Annotated in this window: 13 protein-coding genes; 6 read left to right on the top strand and 7 right to left on the bottom strand. The window is 70.6% G+C overall.

The genetic code is table 11. The annotated features are described in order from the left end of the window. Window positions 1-1,898, bottom strand: a 1,898-nt coding sequence (typA, locus tag B3G12_RS06000) for a translational GTPase TypA (protein ID WP_290499606.1), incomplete at its 3' end; no start/stop codon positions are given. Window positions 1,899-2,138: 240 nt separating this feature from the next. Beyond that, the gene (locus tag B3G12_RS05995) at window positions 2,139-4,193 is read right to left on the bottom strand and encodes a S9 family peptidase (protein WP_290499604.1); all 2,055 of its coding nucleotides are present in this window, start codon (window positions 4,191-4,193) and stop codon (window positions 2,139-2,141) included. A 141-nt stretch (window positions 4,194-4,334) separates the two neighbouring features. On the opposite strand from B3G12_RS05995, the gene B3G12_RS05990 reads away from it, so the two are divergent. The 3 genes from B3G12_RS05990 to B3G12_RS05980 all read left to right on the top strand — a co-directional run bounded on the left by B3G12_RS05990 (window position 4,335) and on the right by B3G12_RS05980 (window position 5,996). Then, a complete protein-coding gene (locus tag B3G12_RS05990) occupies window positions 4,335-5,075 on the top strand; it encodes an AzlC family ABC transporter permease (protein WP_290499603.1) in 741 nt (246 codons plus the stop codon). A gap of 1 nt (window position 5,076) precedes the next feature. Beyond that, window positions 5,077-5,376 (top strand): AzlD domain-containing protein, encoded by a 300-nt coding sequence (locus B3G12_RS05985; protein ID WP_290499602.1) that lies wholly within the window; start codon window positions 5,077-5,079, stop codon window positions 5,374-5,376. A 341-nt stretch (window positions 5,377-5,717) separates the two neighbouring features. Then, window positions 5,718-5,996 (top strand): DUF1540 domain-containing protein, encoded by a 279-nt coding sequence (locus tag B3G12_RS05980; RefSeq protein ID WP_055086042.1) that lies wholly within the window; start codon window positions 5,718-5,720, stop codon window positions 5,994-5,996. Between the two features lie 126 nt (window positions 5,997-6,122). Here the strand turns inward: B3G12_RS05980 and B3G12_RS05975 are convergent, their stop codons facing one another. Beyond that, window positions 6,123-6,974: a hypothetical protein gene (locus tag B3G12_RS05975; protein ID WP_144942024.1), complete on the bottom strand. Its 852-nt coding sequence runs from the start codon at window positions 6,972-6,974 to the stop codon at window positions 6,123-6,125. 145 nt (window positions 6,975-7,119) lie between these two features. Between B3G12_RS05975 and B3G12_RS05970 the strand changes: the two genes are divergently transcribed. Further along, window positions 7,120-8,508 (top strand): CapA family protein, encoded by a 1,389-nt coding sequence (locus B3G12_RS05970; RefSeq protein ID WP_290499601.1) that lies wholly within the window; start codon window positions 7,120-7,122, stop codon window positions 8,506-8,508. Window positions 8,509-8,569: 61 nt separating this feature from the next. Here the strand turns inward: B3G12_RS05970 and gatB are convergent, their stop codons facing one another. From gatB to gatC, 3 genes are read right to left on the bottom strand one after another with little or no spacing between them, the layout of a single operon-like run. Next, window positions 8,570-10,075: an Asp-tRNA(Asn)/Glu-tRNA(Gln) amidotransferase subunit GatB gene (gene gatB, locus B3G12_RS05965; RefSeq protein WP_145009613.1), complete on the bottom strand. Its 1,506-nt coding sequence runs from the start codon at window positions 10,073-10,075 to the stop codon at window positions 8,570-8,572. After that, on the bottom strand, window positions 10,075-11,676 hold the full coding sequence (gene gatA, locus B3G12_RS05960) for an Asp-tRNA(Asn)/Glu-tRNA(Gln) amidotransferase subunit GatA (RefSeq protein WP_144942020.1): 1,602 nt from the start codon (window positions 11,674-11,676) through the stop codon (window positions 10,075-10,077). The genes gatB and gatA overlap by 1 nt, the downstream gene beginning before the upstream one ends. Before the next feature lie 2 nt (window positions 11,677-11,678). Next, a complete protein-coding gene (gene gatC, locus B3G12_RS05955) occupies window positions 11,679-11,975 on the bottom strand; it encodes an Asp-tRNA(Asn)/Glu-tRNA(Gln) amidotransferase subunit GatC (protein ID WP_144942018.1) in 297 nt (98 codons plus the stop codon). Window positions 11,976-12,081: 106 nt separating this feature from the next. On the opposite strand from gatC, the gene B3G12_RS05950 reads away from it, so the two are divergent. Continuing rightward, window positions 12,082-12,639 (top strand): hypothetical protein, encoded by a 558-nt coding sequence (locus B3G12_RS05950; protein ID WP_244944701.1) that lies wholly within the window; start codon window positions 12,082-12,084, stop codon window positions 12,637-12,639. 228 nt (window positions 12,640-12,867) lie between these two features. Then, window positions 12,868-14,046: a calcium:proton antiporter gene (locus tag B3G12_RS05945; RefSeq protein WP_144942016.1), complete on the top strand. Its 1,179-nt coding sequence runs from the start codon at window positions 12,868-12,870 to the stop codon at window positions 14,044-14,046. Between the two features lie 61 nt (window positions 14,047-14,107). On the opposite strand, the gene B3G12_RS05940 is transcribed toward B3G12_RS05945, so the two are convergent. Continuing rightward, window positions 14,108-14,806: a maleylpyruvate isomerase family mycothiol-dependent enzyme gene (locus B3G12_RS05940; protein ID WP_144942014.1), complete on the bottom strand. Its 699-nt coding sequence runs from the start codon at window positions 14,804-14,806 to the stop codon at window positions 14,108-14,110. Between the last annotated feature and the right edge of the window lie 75 nt (window positions 14,807-14,881).

The following is a 14,881-nucleotide window of genomic DNA, read 5'->3' as shown; positions in this document are numbered from 1 at the left end:
GCCCGGGCGCGTGCGACCTTCAGGCGCTCGTTGGCATCCAGCACGACCTTGCGGATGCGGATGGCCTCCGGGGTGACCTCCACGCACTCGTCCTCGCGGGCGAACTCGAGGCACTCCTCGAGCGTGAGCTTGCGCGGCGGGGTCAGGTTCTCGAACGTCTCGGAGGAGGCCGCACGCATGTTGGTGAGCTTCTTCTCCTTGGTGATGTTCACGTCCATGTCGTCCGCGCGCGAGTTCTCGCCCACGATCATGCCCTCGTAGACCTCCGAGGTGGGCTCCACGAAGAACGAGCCGCGCTCCTGCAGGTTGATCATGGCGAAGGGCGTCACCACGCCGGCGCGGTCCGCCACCATGGAGCCGTTCGTGCGGTACTCGATGTCACCGGCCCACGGCTCGTAGCCGTCCGCGTAGGAGGAGGCGATGCCAGCACCGCGGGTGTCCGTGAGGAACCTGGTGCGGAAGCCGATCAGACCGCGCGAGGGAACCTTGAACTCCATGCGCACCCAGCCGGTGCCGTGGTTGCTCATGCCCTCCATGCGGCCCTTGCGCCCGGCCATCAGCTGCGTGACCGCGCCGAGGTACTCCTCGGGGACGTCGATGGTCATGTGCTCGTACGGCTCGTGCACCTTGCCGTCAACGGTCTTGGTGACGACCTGGGGCTTGCCCGCCGTGAGCTCGAAGCCCTCGCGGCGCATCTGCTCCACCAGAATGGCCAGCGCGAGCTCACCGCGGCCCTGGACCTCCCACGCGTCCGGACGCTGCGTGGGGAGGATCTTCAGGGAGACGTTGCCGATCAGCTCCTTGTCCAGGCGGTCCTTGACCTGGCGTGCAGTGACCTTCGCGCCCTTGACGCGCCCGGCCAGCGGGGAGGTGTTGATGCCGATGGTCATGGAGATCGCGGGGTCGTCCACGGTGATCAGCGGCAGCGGAGCCGGGTTCTCCAGGTCCGTGAGCGTCTCGCCGATTGTAATGTCCTCGATGCCTGCCACGGCCACGATCTCACCGGGTCCGGCGCTCTCGGCGGGGACGCGGTCCAGGCCCTTGGTGGCGAGCAGCTCGGAGATCCGCACGCTCTTCAGGGTGCCGTCGTGCCGCGCCCAGGCCACGGTCTGGCCCTTCTTCAGGGTGCCGTTGAAGATGCGCAGCAGGGCGAGACGGCCCAGGAACGGCGAGGCGTCCAGGTTGGTCACGTGGGCCTGCAGCACTCCCTCGGGGTTGTAGGACGGCGCCGGGATGTGCTCGATGATCGTCTTGAACAGCGGCTCGAGGTCCTCGTTCTCCGGCAGCTCGCCGTCCGCGGGCTGGTCCGTGGAGGCACGGCCGGCCTTGCCGGAGGCGTAGACCACGGGGACGTCCAGCACGGCGTCCAGGTCCAGGTCCGGGTGGTCCTCCGCGATGTCGGAGGCCAGGCCCAGCAGCAGGTCCATGGTGTCCGAGACGACCTCTTCGATCCGGGCGTCCGGGCGGTCCACCTTGTTGACGACCACGATCACGGGCAGCTTGGCCTCCAGGGCCTTGCGCAGCACGAAGCGCGTCTGGGGCAGCGGCCCCTCCGACGCGTCCACGAGCAGCACCACGCCGTCCACCATGGACAGCCCGCGCTCCACCTCGCCGCCGAAGTCCGCGTGGCCCGGGGTGTCGATCACGTTGATGGTGATGGTCTCGCCGTTCGCAGCGGGGCCGTCGTAGAACACCGTGGTGTTCTTCGCGAGGATCGTGATGCCCTTCTCGCGCTCCAGGTCCCCGGAGTCCATGACGCGCTCCTCGACCTCCCCGTGGCTGGAGAACGCGTGAGTCTGCTGGAGCATGGCGTCCACGATGGTGGTCTTGCCGTGGTCAACGTGGGCCACGATGGCCACGTTGCGCAGATCGGCGCGCTGGGCGGTGTTTTCAGACATACACAAGTCTCTCTTCGCAAGATAGAGGCAGAGGGGATTCCTGGTGATTCTACTCCCCCGCGCGCACCCTCCCGCGCACACGTGATGGATCTCTCCGCCGTCACGCGCCGACGACGACGCCGCACCCCGGGTTCCCGGGGCCGCCCACCCGGGCCGCGCCGTCGGGCCAGCGCATGCCGCGACGTCGCGCCCGCGCCGCACCACCGCGCCACCCGGGCCGCGCCGTCGTGCCCGTCCGGCTCAGCCGAGCAGCTCGGGGCGCGTCCAGTCCTCGTCCAGCACGTGCTCGGCCAGGAACGCGAGCACCGTCTCGTACCAGGTGCGCGCGTTGGCGGGCTTGAGGATCCAGTGCCCCTCGTCCGGGTAGTACAGGAACCGGTGGCCGGCCACGGTGGTGCGCAGCTGCAGGTCCGACCACAGCTCCAGCCCCTGCGCGATGGGCACGCGGTAGTCCTTGTCCCCGTGGATCACGAGCAGCGGCACGCGGATGCGCTCCACGAAGCGGTGCGGCGAGTACACCGCGGCCTGCGCGGGCTCCAGGGCCTCGCGCCAGACCGTGTTGTCCGTGGTGGCGCCCATCGAGTCGAGGTTCCACAGGGAGGCGTGCGTGACGATGCACCGGAACCGGTCCTCGGTGTGCGTGGCCACCCAGTTGGCCATGTACCCGCCGTAGGAGCCGCCCAGCAGCGCCTGCCGTGCGGGGTCCACGTCCGCCCGGGCCGTGGCCGCCTCCGTGAGGGCCATGACGTCGTCGAAGGGCGCACCCCCGAGCTGCTGCTGACCGCGTTCGATCATCGACTGCCCGTAGCCCGTGGAGATCGCGGGATCGGGCAGCAGCACCGCGTAGCCGCGTGCCACGAACGGCCACGGGTTCCACCGCCAGCTCCACTGGTTGCTGGATCCCCACGGCCCGCCGTGGACGAACACGAGGAGCGGGTGCGGCCCGGTGTGCTCGTCGACGGGCAGGGCGAGCCACGCGCGGATCTCCGTGCCGTCCGCCGCGGTGGTGGTGACCTCCTCGAGGTGCCCGGGGACAGTGTCCTCGGGGACCAGACCGCCCACGGTCTCCGGTTCCGCGAGGCCGTTCGACGACGCCGCCACGCCCTTCCCCTCGGCCACCGCCCCCGCACCGACGGGCCACCGCACGAGTTCCGCCGGGTGCGCGTAGCTCGCGCGCAGTCCCACGAGGTCGTCACCGGCCGGCTGGACCGACGAGTACGTCCAGTCCTGACCGTCCCCGCCCGCCTCGACGACCACTCGCGGCTGCCCGTCCCGCGGGCAGTGGACGCGCAGCACGATGCCACGCCCCTTGTGGTCCGCGGTGCACATGAAGGACTCGTCGTCGATCCAGCGCCCCTCGTGGGCCCAGTGCTCGTCCGCGGGAACCACTTCGGTCTCGGCGCCCGTCGCGACGTCGTGCACCCACAGGGACAGCGCCATGTTGACACCGTCGCGCCACAGCCGCTCCCGCGTCAGCAGCACGCGCGTGCCGTCCGGGCTGACCTCGCCGCAGTCCCAGGACTCGGCCTCGGCGGAGTCGTGCAGCAGCTGCGGACCGGGGGGTGCCACGCCGTCGGGGTCCGCAACGTCGTCGCCGGAGACCGGGACCCGCCACAGCTGCGAGCGCTGCACGCCGCGGGGCAGCAGGGTGCCGATGGTCGCCAGCAGCCACGTCCCGTCCGGGGCCACGGAGTAGTCGAGGAACCGTCCCGTGGGCAGCTCGACACGTCGCACCCGGCCCGAGGGGTCGAGGAACCACAGGGCGTCCTGCGCGGCCGGGAGGTCGTGGTCCCAGTACCGGATGGGTGCATGGTCGTAGAGAACGGCGCTCACTCCGGTCTCCTCGCGACGGTCGTGGATCTCCCGGTTGCGGGCGAATTCGTCCGCCGCGCCCCGGGCCCCGGGGTGCAGGCCGGAGACGAAGAACACGCGCCCCCCGCCCAGCTGCAGGTTCGAGATCCCGTTCGGGGCGTCCAGCACGGGACGGGCCTCACCGTGCCCGGGGAGCAGCCACAGCCGGGTGCGCTTGGCGTCCTCACCGGGCACCGGACGCTCGGAGGTGAAGTACACGGCCCCGGAACCCGTGGGGCGCACCTCCTGCACCCCGTTCTCGTCGTGGGTCAGCTGCACGGGCGCGCCGTCGCGGAGCACGGACCACGCGTGCTTCACGAAGCGCTTGCCGTCCGGAGCGGGCTCCTGGCGCAGGACCACCACCGGCCCGTTGCGGTGAGCCGCCAGTCCTGCAATCTGCGGGGTGGTCACGAGCTGCTCGGGGTGCGCGTAGCGGGAGGTCATGTGTCGTAGATTACAGGCGCCCGTGTGACGCCCGCGGTCCACGCCGCGGCGTCCGCGCGCTACGGTGGCCCGGGCCACCGGGCCACCGGGCCACCGGGCGGCCCCCGCACACCGTCAGTCCCGAGAGCCAGGAGTGGCCCCATGAACACGGAGAAGGGCAGCCTCGCCTGGGCGCTGCGGGTCACGGTGCCCGTGGCCATGGGTTATCTGCCCCTGGGAATGGCCTTCGGCGCATACAGCGTCTCCCTGGGTTTCGCCCCGTACCTCGCGCCGCTCACGGCGCTCGTGGTCTTCGCCGGCTCCATCGAGTTCCTGCTCGTGGGTCTGGTGGCGGCGAGCGCGGGTCTCGCGCAGATCGCCGTGACTACTCTGCTGGTCAACAGCCGTCACATCTTCTACGGCTTCTCCTACCCCTCCCACCTGCTGCACTCGCCGTTCGCCAAGGTGTACGGCCCCTACGCCCTCACGGACGAGGCCTACGCGCTCATCAGCAGCGGCGTGCACCCCACCACGCAGCGCGAGCTACTGCTGGTCCAGGGCGTCTCCCACTTCTACTGGGTCTTCGGAGCCGCGGTGGGTGCGTTTGCGGGTGGGCTGGTGCCGGACTCGTTCGACGGGTTCGACTTCGCCCTGACCGGCCTGTTCTCCCTGCTGTTCGTGGACGCCCTGGCAGGGGCCTCGCGCCGAGTCGCGATCCTCGCCGCAGCGGGTGTCTCGATCGGCGTGGGGCTGCTGCTGCCCCGCTCGCTGTTCCTGCTGGGGGCCATGCTCTGCTACGCCCTGCTGTGCGTCCTGCTGGTCCGGTTCGCGGGATCCCGGCCGGGCCGTTCCTCGGGCCGCCGTGGGCACGGTTCCGCGACGGCAGCCGAAGGGACGGTCTGAGATGATCCCCGCCATCATTGTGTGCGCCGCCGTGACGTTCTCGCTGCGCTTCGTCCCGGTGCTGGTCGCGCACCGCTACCGGGACCGGGAGGACCTCCAGGAGTTCGCGGCGCTGCTGCCCGCGGGGCTGATGCTGATCCTGGTGGTCTACACGCTGCTCGAGGCGGACTCCGGCGCCCAGCTCGGCCGCCTGCTGCTCGCGGCGGCGGTCTCCGTGCTGGTGAAACTGGGGACGAAGAATTTCCTCGTGGGATTCGTGGCAGGATTTCTCGCATATTCCCTCTCGGGCCTGCTCTTCTGACGGGACTTTCCGGGCCCCCGGGGACGACGACGCCGTTCCGGGCCCCCGCGGGGCCCGCTCCACCAGAGCCGCGCGGCCAACTCCAGTGCCCTCCCACCCCCGCAACGGCGCGGCATGGGAGGGGCGCCCGGCGCTCTCGTACCGCCGGGCGGACATTAGGAAACAGAATGTTTTCTTAATCCGGTGAGGTATTCCTGTGCTGACCGCTAACCGCGCGGCGGCAATTAGGAAATACCCGTCTGTTGTAAGGTTGAACTTGCTAGACGGCTTCGGAAAAGGGTTTTAATCTGGTTCCAACGTCATTTGTTGCACAGAGCACCACACCAACCGAGGAGAAGTTCATGGCTACTCTCACCGCTGTGTCCGCCTGCACCGCCACCGGCTGCGCCTTCAACGACAACGGCTGCAAGGCCCCCGCCATCACCGTGGGCGGCCAGGGCTCCGAGGCCTCCTGCACCACCTTCATCTCGCTGGACGCCCGCGGCGGCCTGCCCACGGCCAACGGCCAGGTGGGTGCCTGCCAGCGTCTTGAGTGCAAGCACAACAAGGACCTGCTGTGCACCGCGTCCTCCATCGAGGTCACCGCGGATGCCAACTGCAGCAGCTACGAGGCGGCCTGACCCCTCGCAGCAGGCCGGCGGGGACACCCTGCCGGCCACTTCGGTCGCACGACCTCACCCATGACGAAGGACCGCGGGACACCCCCGCGGTCCTTCGTCGTGTTCGTGCTCGTTATGCGCCGCGGCTCACGCGGCGGCGTGGGCTCCCAGCAGGGTCCTGATGTTGTTGGTCAGTTCCGCCGGTGAGGTTCTGCCCTGCTCGAACGGGATGAAGTAGACGCTCGTGAGCTGCGCACCGTGGCGCAGCACCGTGACCCCGGTCAGGTCCACGTCCACCACGAAGTCCTTGTTGGTGGTGTGGGCGCAGCCGCTCAGCGAGGGCTTCTGGGTGAGCATGTGGGCGGTCATCCACCCCTGCTCCGCCGCGTCGCACATGACCGCGAGGTCCGTGCGGTCCACGCCCGTGACCACGTCCAGACCGGCGGCCTCCGTGTTCACCACGGCCTCGGCGGGGTCTCCGACGGCGCCGTGGCGGTGGTCCAGGAGCTGGCCGAACGTCAGCGGCGTGACACCGGCGCCGTCGTGGAGGACCACGCGGGCGACGTCGAGAACGCCCAGGCGGCCGTTGGGTGCGGCCGCCACCGCGGCCACGATCTCCGGGAGCTCCCCGGTGCCCGCGAGCAGCTCGGCATCCAGGGGGTGCAGCCACTCGAGGGACGCGAGGAGGTGCGCGCTGGCCGCCACGATGCGGACGTTGGGCTCGGGCGCAACCTTGGTGATGTCCACGCGGACCTCCAGGGGCTCCCCCGTGACACCGAGCTCCTCGCCCACCTCTGCGGGGTCCACGACCGCCGCGACCACGAGCTCCCCCCGGCGGGTGAAGCCGTGGGCCACGGAGTTCAGCACGGGCTGCTCGTCCAGCCGGTACGCCACGACGCTCGCCTGGCCCGAGCCGGCGAGCATCCGGTGGGCGAGAGAGACCGCCCGCTCCTCGACGCTCGCGCGGCCACCGCGCACCTGGTTGTTCGACCGACCCACGATCGTCCCCGCTCATCTCGACTGCAAAACTTAGGAAAGCCTAACCTCTGAACCGGCGATCTGGAAGTTCTGACGGCAATTCGGTCACACGGCCGTGTCCTAAATCGCCATGGTGGCGTGCCTCACCCGGCGCTAGCATCGGGGCATGACTCCCCTGCCGACGACCGCCAGGACCCCCGACCACCGCTCACGCCTGCGCGGGCGTCTGCCCGTGGCGGTCGCGGCGGCGACGCTGCTGGTCACCACCGGCTGCGGTTCGCCGACCGGTGGCGGGGACGCGGGCGGCGAGCGGGCTGGAGGCGACGCCGCGGCGTCGTCGTCGTCCTCCGGCGGCTCGGCCGGTGCGGAAGGCGAAGGCACCGCACCCGACCGGTCCGCAGCCGCTTCCACGGACTCGACGGGGTCCCACCGGACCGAACCCGGCAAGGGCCCGGCATGCCCCGAGGACACGTGCCTGAGCCTCGCGGTCAGCGGCGACCTGCTGCTGCACGAGGGCCTGTGGAGCCGGTTCGCCGCGGACCCGGCCCAGACCGGCGGCGCGAACTTCGACTTCGCTCCCCTGCTGGCCCAGCAGAAGCCGTACCTGGAGAACGCGGATGTGGCCGTGTGCCAGGCCGAGACTCCCGTGGCCCCGAGCGGCGGGCCGTACTCCGCGTACCCCGAGTTCAACGTGCCACCGGAGATCTTCGCGGCGGCGAAGGGCGCGGGCTACGACGCCTGCACCTCCGCGAGCAACCACTCGATCGACCAGGGCACCGAGGGCGTGGAGCGCACCCTGCGGGCCCTCGACGACGCCGGTCTGCAGCACACCGGCTCGTACGCCACCGAGGCGGACTCCGAGAAGCCCATGGTCGTGGACACGCCCTCCGGGAAGCTCGCCGTGGTCACGGGCACGAACAGCCTCAACGAGAAGACCGCGGACCAACCCTGGCGCGTGGACCGGCTGCGTGACGGGGCGGACCCGGCCGTCGGGGAGCAGGCGGCGCGCGAGGACGTGGCGCACGCCGTCGCGCAGGCCCGCAAGGCCCGGGAAGAGGGCGCGGACGTGGTGGTGGCCGCGATGCACTCGATCCTCGAGTACACGGACACCGCGGACGAGTACCAGCGGACGACCGCCCACGCCCTGGCGGACTCCGGCGTGTTCGACGCCGTGTACGGCCACGGTTCGCACAGCGTCCAGCCGATCGAGAACTACCGCGACACGTGGATCGTCTACGGGGTGGGCAACAACGTCACCGAGACCGCCCCGCCCGTGAACGAGACGAACAATCAGGGCATTACGGCGCGCTTCCAGTTCGCGCGCTCGGGCGACGGCGACTGGCGCGTGAGCGATCTCGCCTGGGTCCCGAGCTCCAACACGCAGGGCGGGGCCTACGCGTGGTGCCCCGTGGCGTCGGACGCCCCCTCGGGGGTCTGCTGCTCGGAGGCAGAGGACGCCGCCATCCGCGAGCGCATCGCGGGGATCGTGACCACGGACTCCGCGCGGGAGCACGGGCTGCACGAGTGGAAGCTGAGCGAGGACCGGAAGGACTGAGGGCCGGTCCGGGATCGTTTCCGGACCGGCCCTCAGCGACCACTCGTGCGAAGAGTGCGGATCAGCCCTGCATGCCGAGCTTCTCCAGGATGATCTGGCGCACGCGCCCGGCGTCCGCCTGACCGCGCGTGGCCTTCATGACGGGTCCGATCAGCGCGCCCACGGCCTGCACCTTGCCGCCCCTGATCTTCTCGACGACGTCCGGCATCTGGGCCATGGCGTCGTCCACGGCGGTGCTCAGCGCGCCGTCGTCGGAGACCACCGCGAGGCCGCGGGCCTCGACGATCTCTCCCGGCGTGCCCTCGCCGTCGACGACGAAGCCCAGGACCTTCTTGGCAAGCTTGTCGTTGATCTTGCCGCCCTCGATGAGCTGGTTCAGCTCCACCACGTGCTCCGCGGCGACGGGCAGCTCCGCGATCTCGACCTCGCGCTGCTTGGCCAGACGGGCGATCTCACCCATCCACCACTTGCGGGCCGTGGCGGCGGAGGCACCCGCGGCGATGGTCCGCTCGATCTCATCCATCACGCCGGCGTTGACGACGTCGCGAAACTCCTCGTCCGAGTAGCCCCAGTCCGCCTTCAGACGCTTGCGGCGCTCGGACGGCGGCTCCGGCAGAGTGGTGCGGATCTCCTCGATCCAGTCCGCGGTGGTGACCACCGGGACCAGGTCCGGCTCGGGGAAGTAGCGGTAGTCGTCCGCGTCCGACTTCGGTCGCCCGGCCGTGGTGGAGCGGGTGTCCTCGTGCCAGAAGCGGGTCTCCTGCGTGACCTTCTCCCCCGCGGCGAGCACGGCGGCGTGGCGCTGGATCTCGTAGCGCACGGTGCGCTCCACGGCGCGCAGCGAGTTCACGTTCTTCGTCTCCGAGCGCGTACCGAACTGCGTGGCGCCCTTGGGCATCAGGGACACGTTCGCGTCGCAGCGCACGTTGCCGCGCTCCATGCGGGCGTCCGAGATGCCGAGGTTCTTCACGATCTCGCGGATCGCGGCCACGTAGGCGCGGGCCAGTTCCGGCGCCCGCTCCCCCGCACCCTCGATGGGCTTGGTGACGATCTCGATCAGGGGCACGCCGGCGCGGTTGTAGTCCACCAGGGAGTACTGGGCGTTCTGGATGCGCCCGGCGTCACCGCCCATGTGCGTCAGCTTCCCGGCGTCCTCCTCCATGTGGGCGCGCTCAATCTCCACCCGGAACTCCGTGCCGTCCTCCAGCTCCAGGTCCAGGTAGCCCTCGTACGCGATGGGCTCGTCGAACTGGGAGGTCTGGAAGTTCTTGGGCGTGTCCGGGTAGAAGTAGTTCTTCCGGGCGAAGTGGCACTTCTCGGCGATCGAGCAGTTCAGCGCGAGGCCCAGCTTGATCGCGGACTCCACGGCCTTGCCGTTGACCACGGGAAGCACCCCGGGCAGGCCCAGAGACACCGGTGTGATGTTGGTGTTGGGCTCGTCCCCGAAGGTGTTGGGGGCGGCGTCGAACATCTTGGTCTTCGTGTTCAGTTCCACGTGCACCTCGAACCCCAGCACGGGGTCGAAGCGCTCGAGGGCTTCCTCGAAGGACAGCACGTCCTGGCTCATCACTTGCCTCCCTGCGCGGCGGTGGCCGCGAAATCATGAACGGTGCCGGCGACGTCGCCGCGGTGCTGCCACAGTGGCCCGCCCCACTTCTCTGCGAGCAGCCGCTCCAGGCCTGCCCCCGCGCGGTAGACGCGGGCGTCCTCGCGTGCCGGTGCCATGAACTGGATGCCCACGGGCAGCCCGTCCTCGGGCGCCAGCCCACCGGGCAGCGAGAGCGCGGGGATCCCGGCCAGGTTGGTGGGGATCGTGGCGATGTCGTTGAGGTACATCTGCATGGGGTCCGCGGACTCGTCCACGCCGCCGATGTCGAACGCCGTGGTGGGTGCAGTGGGCGAGATCAGCACGTCGGCCTTCTCGAACGCCGCGGCGAAGTCGCGCTGCACCAGGGTGCGCACCTGCTGCGCCGAGCCGTAGTAGGCGTCGTAATACCCGGCGGACAGCGCGTACGTGCCCAGGATGATGCGGCGCTTGACCTCGTCGCCGAAGCCCGCGGCGCGCGAGGCGCCCATGACCTTCTCGATGGTGGGCGTGCCCTCGGGCGTGACGCGCAGACCGAAGCGCACGCCGTCGTACTTGGCGAGGTTGGAAGAGACCTCCGAGGACATGATCAGGTAGTAGGCGCCCAGCGCGTACTCGAAGTTGGGGGTCTCCACCTCCACGATCTCCGCACCGGCCCGGCGCAGCAATTCGAGGGACTCCTCAAAGCGCTGCTGCACGCCGGCCTGGAAGCCGTCACCGGTGAGCTGCTTGACCACGCCCACGCGCAGGCCCTTGAGCCCGCCGTCCGCGGCGCCGGTGCGCGCGGCCTGAGCGTAGCCGCCCACCGGGTCTGGCAGGGAGGTGGAGTCTGCGGGGTCGTGGCCGCCCACGACCTCGTGCAGCAGAGCGGCGTCGAGCACGGTGCGCGAGCACGGGCCCACCTGGTCCAGCGAGGACGCCATGGCGATCACGCCGTAGCGCGAGACCGAGCCGTAGGTGGGCTTCACGCCCACGGTGCCGGTCACGGCGGCCGGCTGGCGGATGGAGCCGCCGGTGTCCGTGCCGAGGGCCAGCGGGGTCTGGAACGCGGAGACCGCCGCGGCGGAACCGCCACCGGAGCCGCCCGGGATCTTGGTGAGATCCCACGGGTTGCGAGTGGGGCCAAAGGCGGAGTGCTCCGTGGAGGAGCCCATGGCGAACTCGTCCAGGTTGGTCTTGCCGAGGATCGGCATCCGCGCGGCGCGCAGTTTGCGGGTGACGGTGCCGTCGTACGGGCTCATGAAGCCCTCGAGCATGCGGGAGGCCGCCGTGGTGGGCTGGCCCTTCGTGACGATGAGGTCCTTGACGGCCACCGGCACGCCCGCGAGCTCGGGAAGCTCCTCACCGTTCGCGCGGGCCTCGTCCACCTCGCGCGCCACCCGCAGCGCCTCCTCGGTGTTGCGGTGCAGGAAGGCGTTGAGCCCGTCCGTACCGCGGGAGCGGTCCTGCGCGTCCAGCGCGGTGCCGTCCGTGGCCTCGATGTGGTCCAGGTGCGCCTGCACGGCGTCCACCGAGGCGACCTCGCCGGAGGCCAGCTTCGCCGCGAGCTCAGCGGCGGAGAGTTCAATGATCGACTCGCTCATGCTCACTCACCGTCCAGGATCGCGGGGACACGGAACTTGCCGTCCTGGCCGTCCGGGGCATTCAGGAGGGCCTCCTCCTGGGTGAGCGTCTCGCCCACGACGTCATCGCGGAAGACGTTCTGCAACGGCAGCGGGTGGCTCGTGGCGGGGACGTCGGGTCCGGCGGCCTCGCTGACGGAGGCCACGGACGAGACGATCAGTTCGAGTTCCCCGGCCACCCGGGCCAGTTCCTCGTCCGTCATCTCGATCCGCGCCAGCTCCGCCAGGTGCGCCACCTGTTCGCGGTTGATCGCAGACATGCATGCTCCTGGGATTGACTAAAGTGTTTCCGATCCAGTCTAGCGAGCGCCTACCCTGGACTCATCACACCCGTTGTCGCTCCACCGTTCTAAGGGGTCCTCCTTCGTGGCTCAGTCCTCCGCTCGCCCTTCCCGACGCCGCTCCACGCCCGCCCGGGGCACGTCCCGGATGACCAGGGCCGAGGCCGCCCGCGCCCGCGCGGACCACGACAACGCCTGGCGGCAGTGGATCTCGGACTCCGCCGTGGAGACCGTGGACACCGCACTGAGCCACGTGCAGGCCGTGGTCGAGGAGCAGGTGACCGCCTACGGCACCTTCCCTGCGTTCCTCGTGACCGGTGGCAAGGACGGAGAGTTCGAGCTGAACTCCGTGGACCCGCAGGAGGCCGCCGGCATGCGACCCGAGCAGATCCTGGACTCCTTGCGTGCCATCGCGCGGGAGAAGGCTCCGAGCATCCTCGTCGGTGCTCTCGCCTACCCCGCCACCCTCCCGGACCGCTCTGGCGCCGCCGCGGTGATCGCCGAGGTCGAGCACCGTGAACGACTGAGCCTCGAAGTGGTCCAGGAGTACAAGGTGGTCTCCGCCAAGGGCCGCACGTTCGTGAACTTCGAGGACCCGCACACCGACCGCGCAGACCCCTGGCTCTTCGGCGTGCGCGACTGATCCCACCGCGCGGCACCGCGCCGCGCGCCGTCGGACCCGGACCGTTCGACATCCCGGGGGGGCGGCCCCACCCGCCAGGGGCCCGCCGCGGCGCAGTCTCCCCCCCCCCGGCTGCCGGGACGACCCGGTCGCCGTCCTAGATTCCGGGGACGACCCCGCCTCCAGCGGGGCAGCACACGGTCCCGCGCCGACCGGTGCCCCCGGCCCCGAGGAACCAGGTGACCCGAGATGACCGCCGCCCTGCGCCGTGTCCTGACACCCCTGACGACCGCCCGCGCCGCCGTGGGCTGGCTCACCGTCCTCGTGCTGTGGGCAGTCTCTGATCTCCTGACGCCACCCGTGCCGGCAGTCCCGCTGCTGGTTGCGCTCGCCGTGATCGTAGGCGTGATCATCTTCGCCTCGACCGGCGTGGTCCACCAGGCGGAGCAGCTCGCGCGCCGGCTGGGCGACCCCTACGGGTCCCTCGTACTCACCCTGTCGATCGTGATGATCGAGGTGGTGCTGATCTGCGCCGTCATGCTCGGCCCCGGTGAGCACCCCACGATCGCCCGCGACTCGGTCATGGCGGTGTCCATGATCATTCTCAACCTCGTGGTCGGACTCTGTCTGCTCGTGGGCGGTCTGGCGCACGGGCACCTGCAACCCAACCGCACTGGCGTCTCCACCTACCTGTCCCTGCTCGTGGTGCTGTGCATGCTCGCCTTCGGGCTGCCCGCGGCGCTCGGCACGGACGGCGCGTTCCGTCCCTGGCAGGTGATCGCGGTCGTCGCTGTGACCCTGGGCTGCTACGCCGTCTTCCTGTGGCGCCAGACGGGCGCGCAGGCGGAGGACTTCACGGAGGTGGGCGGCGCTGCGCCGGTGAGCTCCCCTGTTCCCGGCACCAGCGGCAGCGTTCGAACCGGGGACGACGACGCCGCGTCCCGCCCTCCGCTGGGGGAGGTCCTTCGCGCGCACCGCCCCGAGCTGCCCGCGCGCCTGGTGGTCCTCGTGGTGAGTGTCCTGCCCGTGGTGCTGCTCTCCCACGACATGGCCGCGCTGCTCGACGACGCTCTGGGCCGCGCCGGCGCCCCGCCCGCCGTGGCCGGGGTGCTGATCGCAGGCATCGTGTTTCTGCCGGAGTCCATCACCTCTCTGCGGGCGGCGCGTGCCGGGCGGATCCAGCGCGCGAGCAACCTGTGCCACGGTGCACTGGTCTCGACCGTGGGCCTGACGATTCCCGCCGTGCTCGTGATCGGCCTGCTCACAGGTCAGACCGTGGTGCTGGCGGAAAGTCCCGCGAACCTGCTGCTGCTCGGGGTCACGCTCGCGCTGTCCACGGTCGCGCTCGCGGCGCCCCGCGTCACCGCCGTGCACGGGGCGGCTCACCTCGTGCTCTTCACGGCCTACGGCATCGTGGTCTTCTCCTGACGGGACGTCGCCGGGTCCATTCCCTCGGCAGCGCGGGCGCGCGCCGCCGTCGTCCCGGGTCTCACCAGCTCGGCAGCTCCGGCAGTGCTCCCTCGGTCTCGACCGCGGCGGTCTCTCCGCGGGCCAGCCACAGCAGCAGGCCCACGCGGTCCCCGGTGACGAGCTGACCGCCGTCGCCGACGACCCACTCGTCGTGCTCGTCCGTGCGTAGCGTCATGCCCGGAGCGTTCTTGGCACGCATGGTCTTCACCGCGGCCTCCAGCGCGTCGAGCACGGACTCGGGCTCTGCTTGCGCGAGCGACCAGGAGGTGTCGAGATCCCAGTGGTGCAGCACGATCTCCGTGATCCGCACGGCGGGAATGGACACGGCGGGAATGGGCTTGCCGTGCAGGTCCAGCACCTCGACCGCCAGCTCCCCCTCCAGCCGCTCACACTGCTCAGCGAAGAAGCGGGCGCTGTCCACGAACGCCTGGACCAGCTCCTCCCGGGGCAGGACCGCGTACGCCTCGATGTCCTGTTCCCGTGCCTGCCGGGAGTCGTAGGGCTGCTGGGCCTCCCCCGTGGTGGCCCAGTCGACCAGCCGGACGAGCGCCCGGCCGTTGGAAGCCAGGTGGGCGACCACGTGGGCACGGTCCCACCCCTCGCACAGCGACGGCTCAGCCAGCTCTGCGTCTGAAAGGGAGTCCACGGTGGCCAGGAAGCTCTCGGTCTCCCGCCGCAGTCGGGCGAGGTCCGAGGTCACGCGCAAAGGGTTCGTCATGGACCCCACTGTAGTGAGCCGACCGTGAGCCGCGCCATGACGAAGGGCCCAGGGCGGGAACCGGTCATCTGCGGT

The organism is Kocuria sp. UBA5001, from assembly GCF_002398425.1.
Classification (GTDB): domain Bacteria; phylum Actinomycetota; class Actinomycetes; order Actinomycetales; family Micrococcaceae; genus Kocuria; species Kocuria salsicia.
This window is presented reverse-complemented; position numbering and strand designations above follow the sequence as displayed.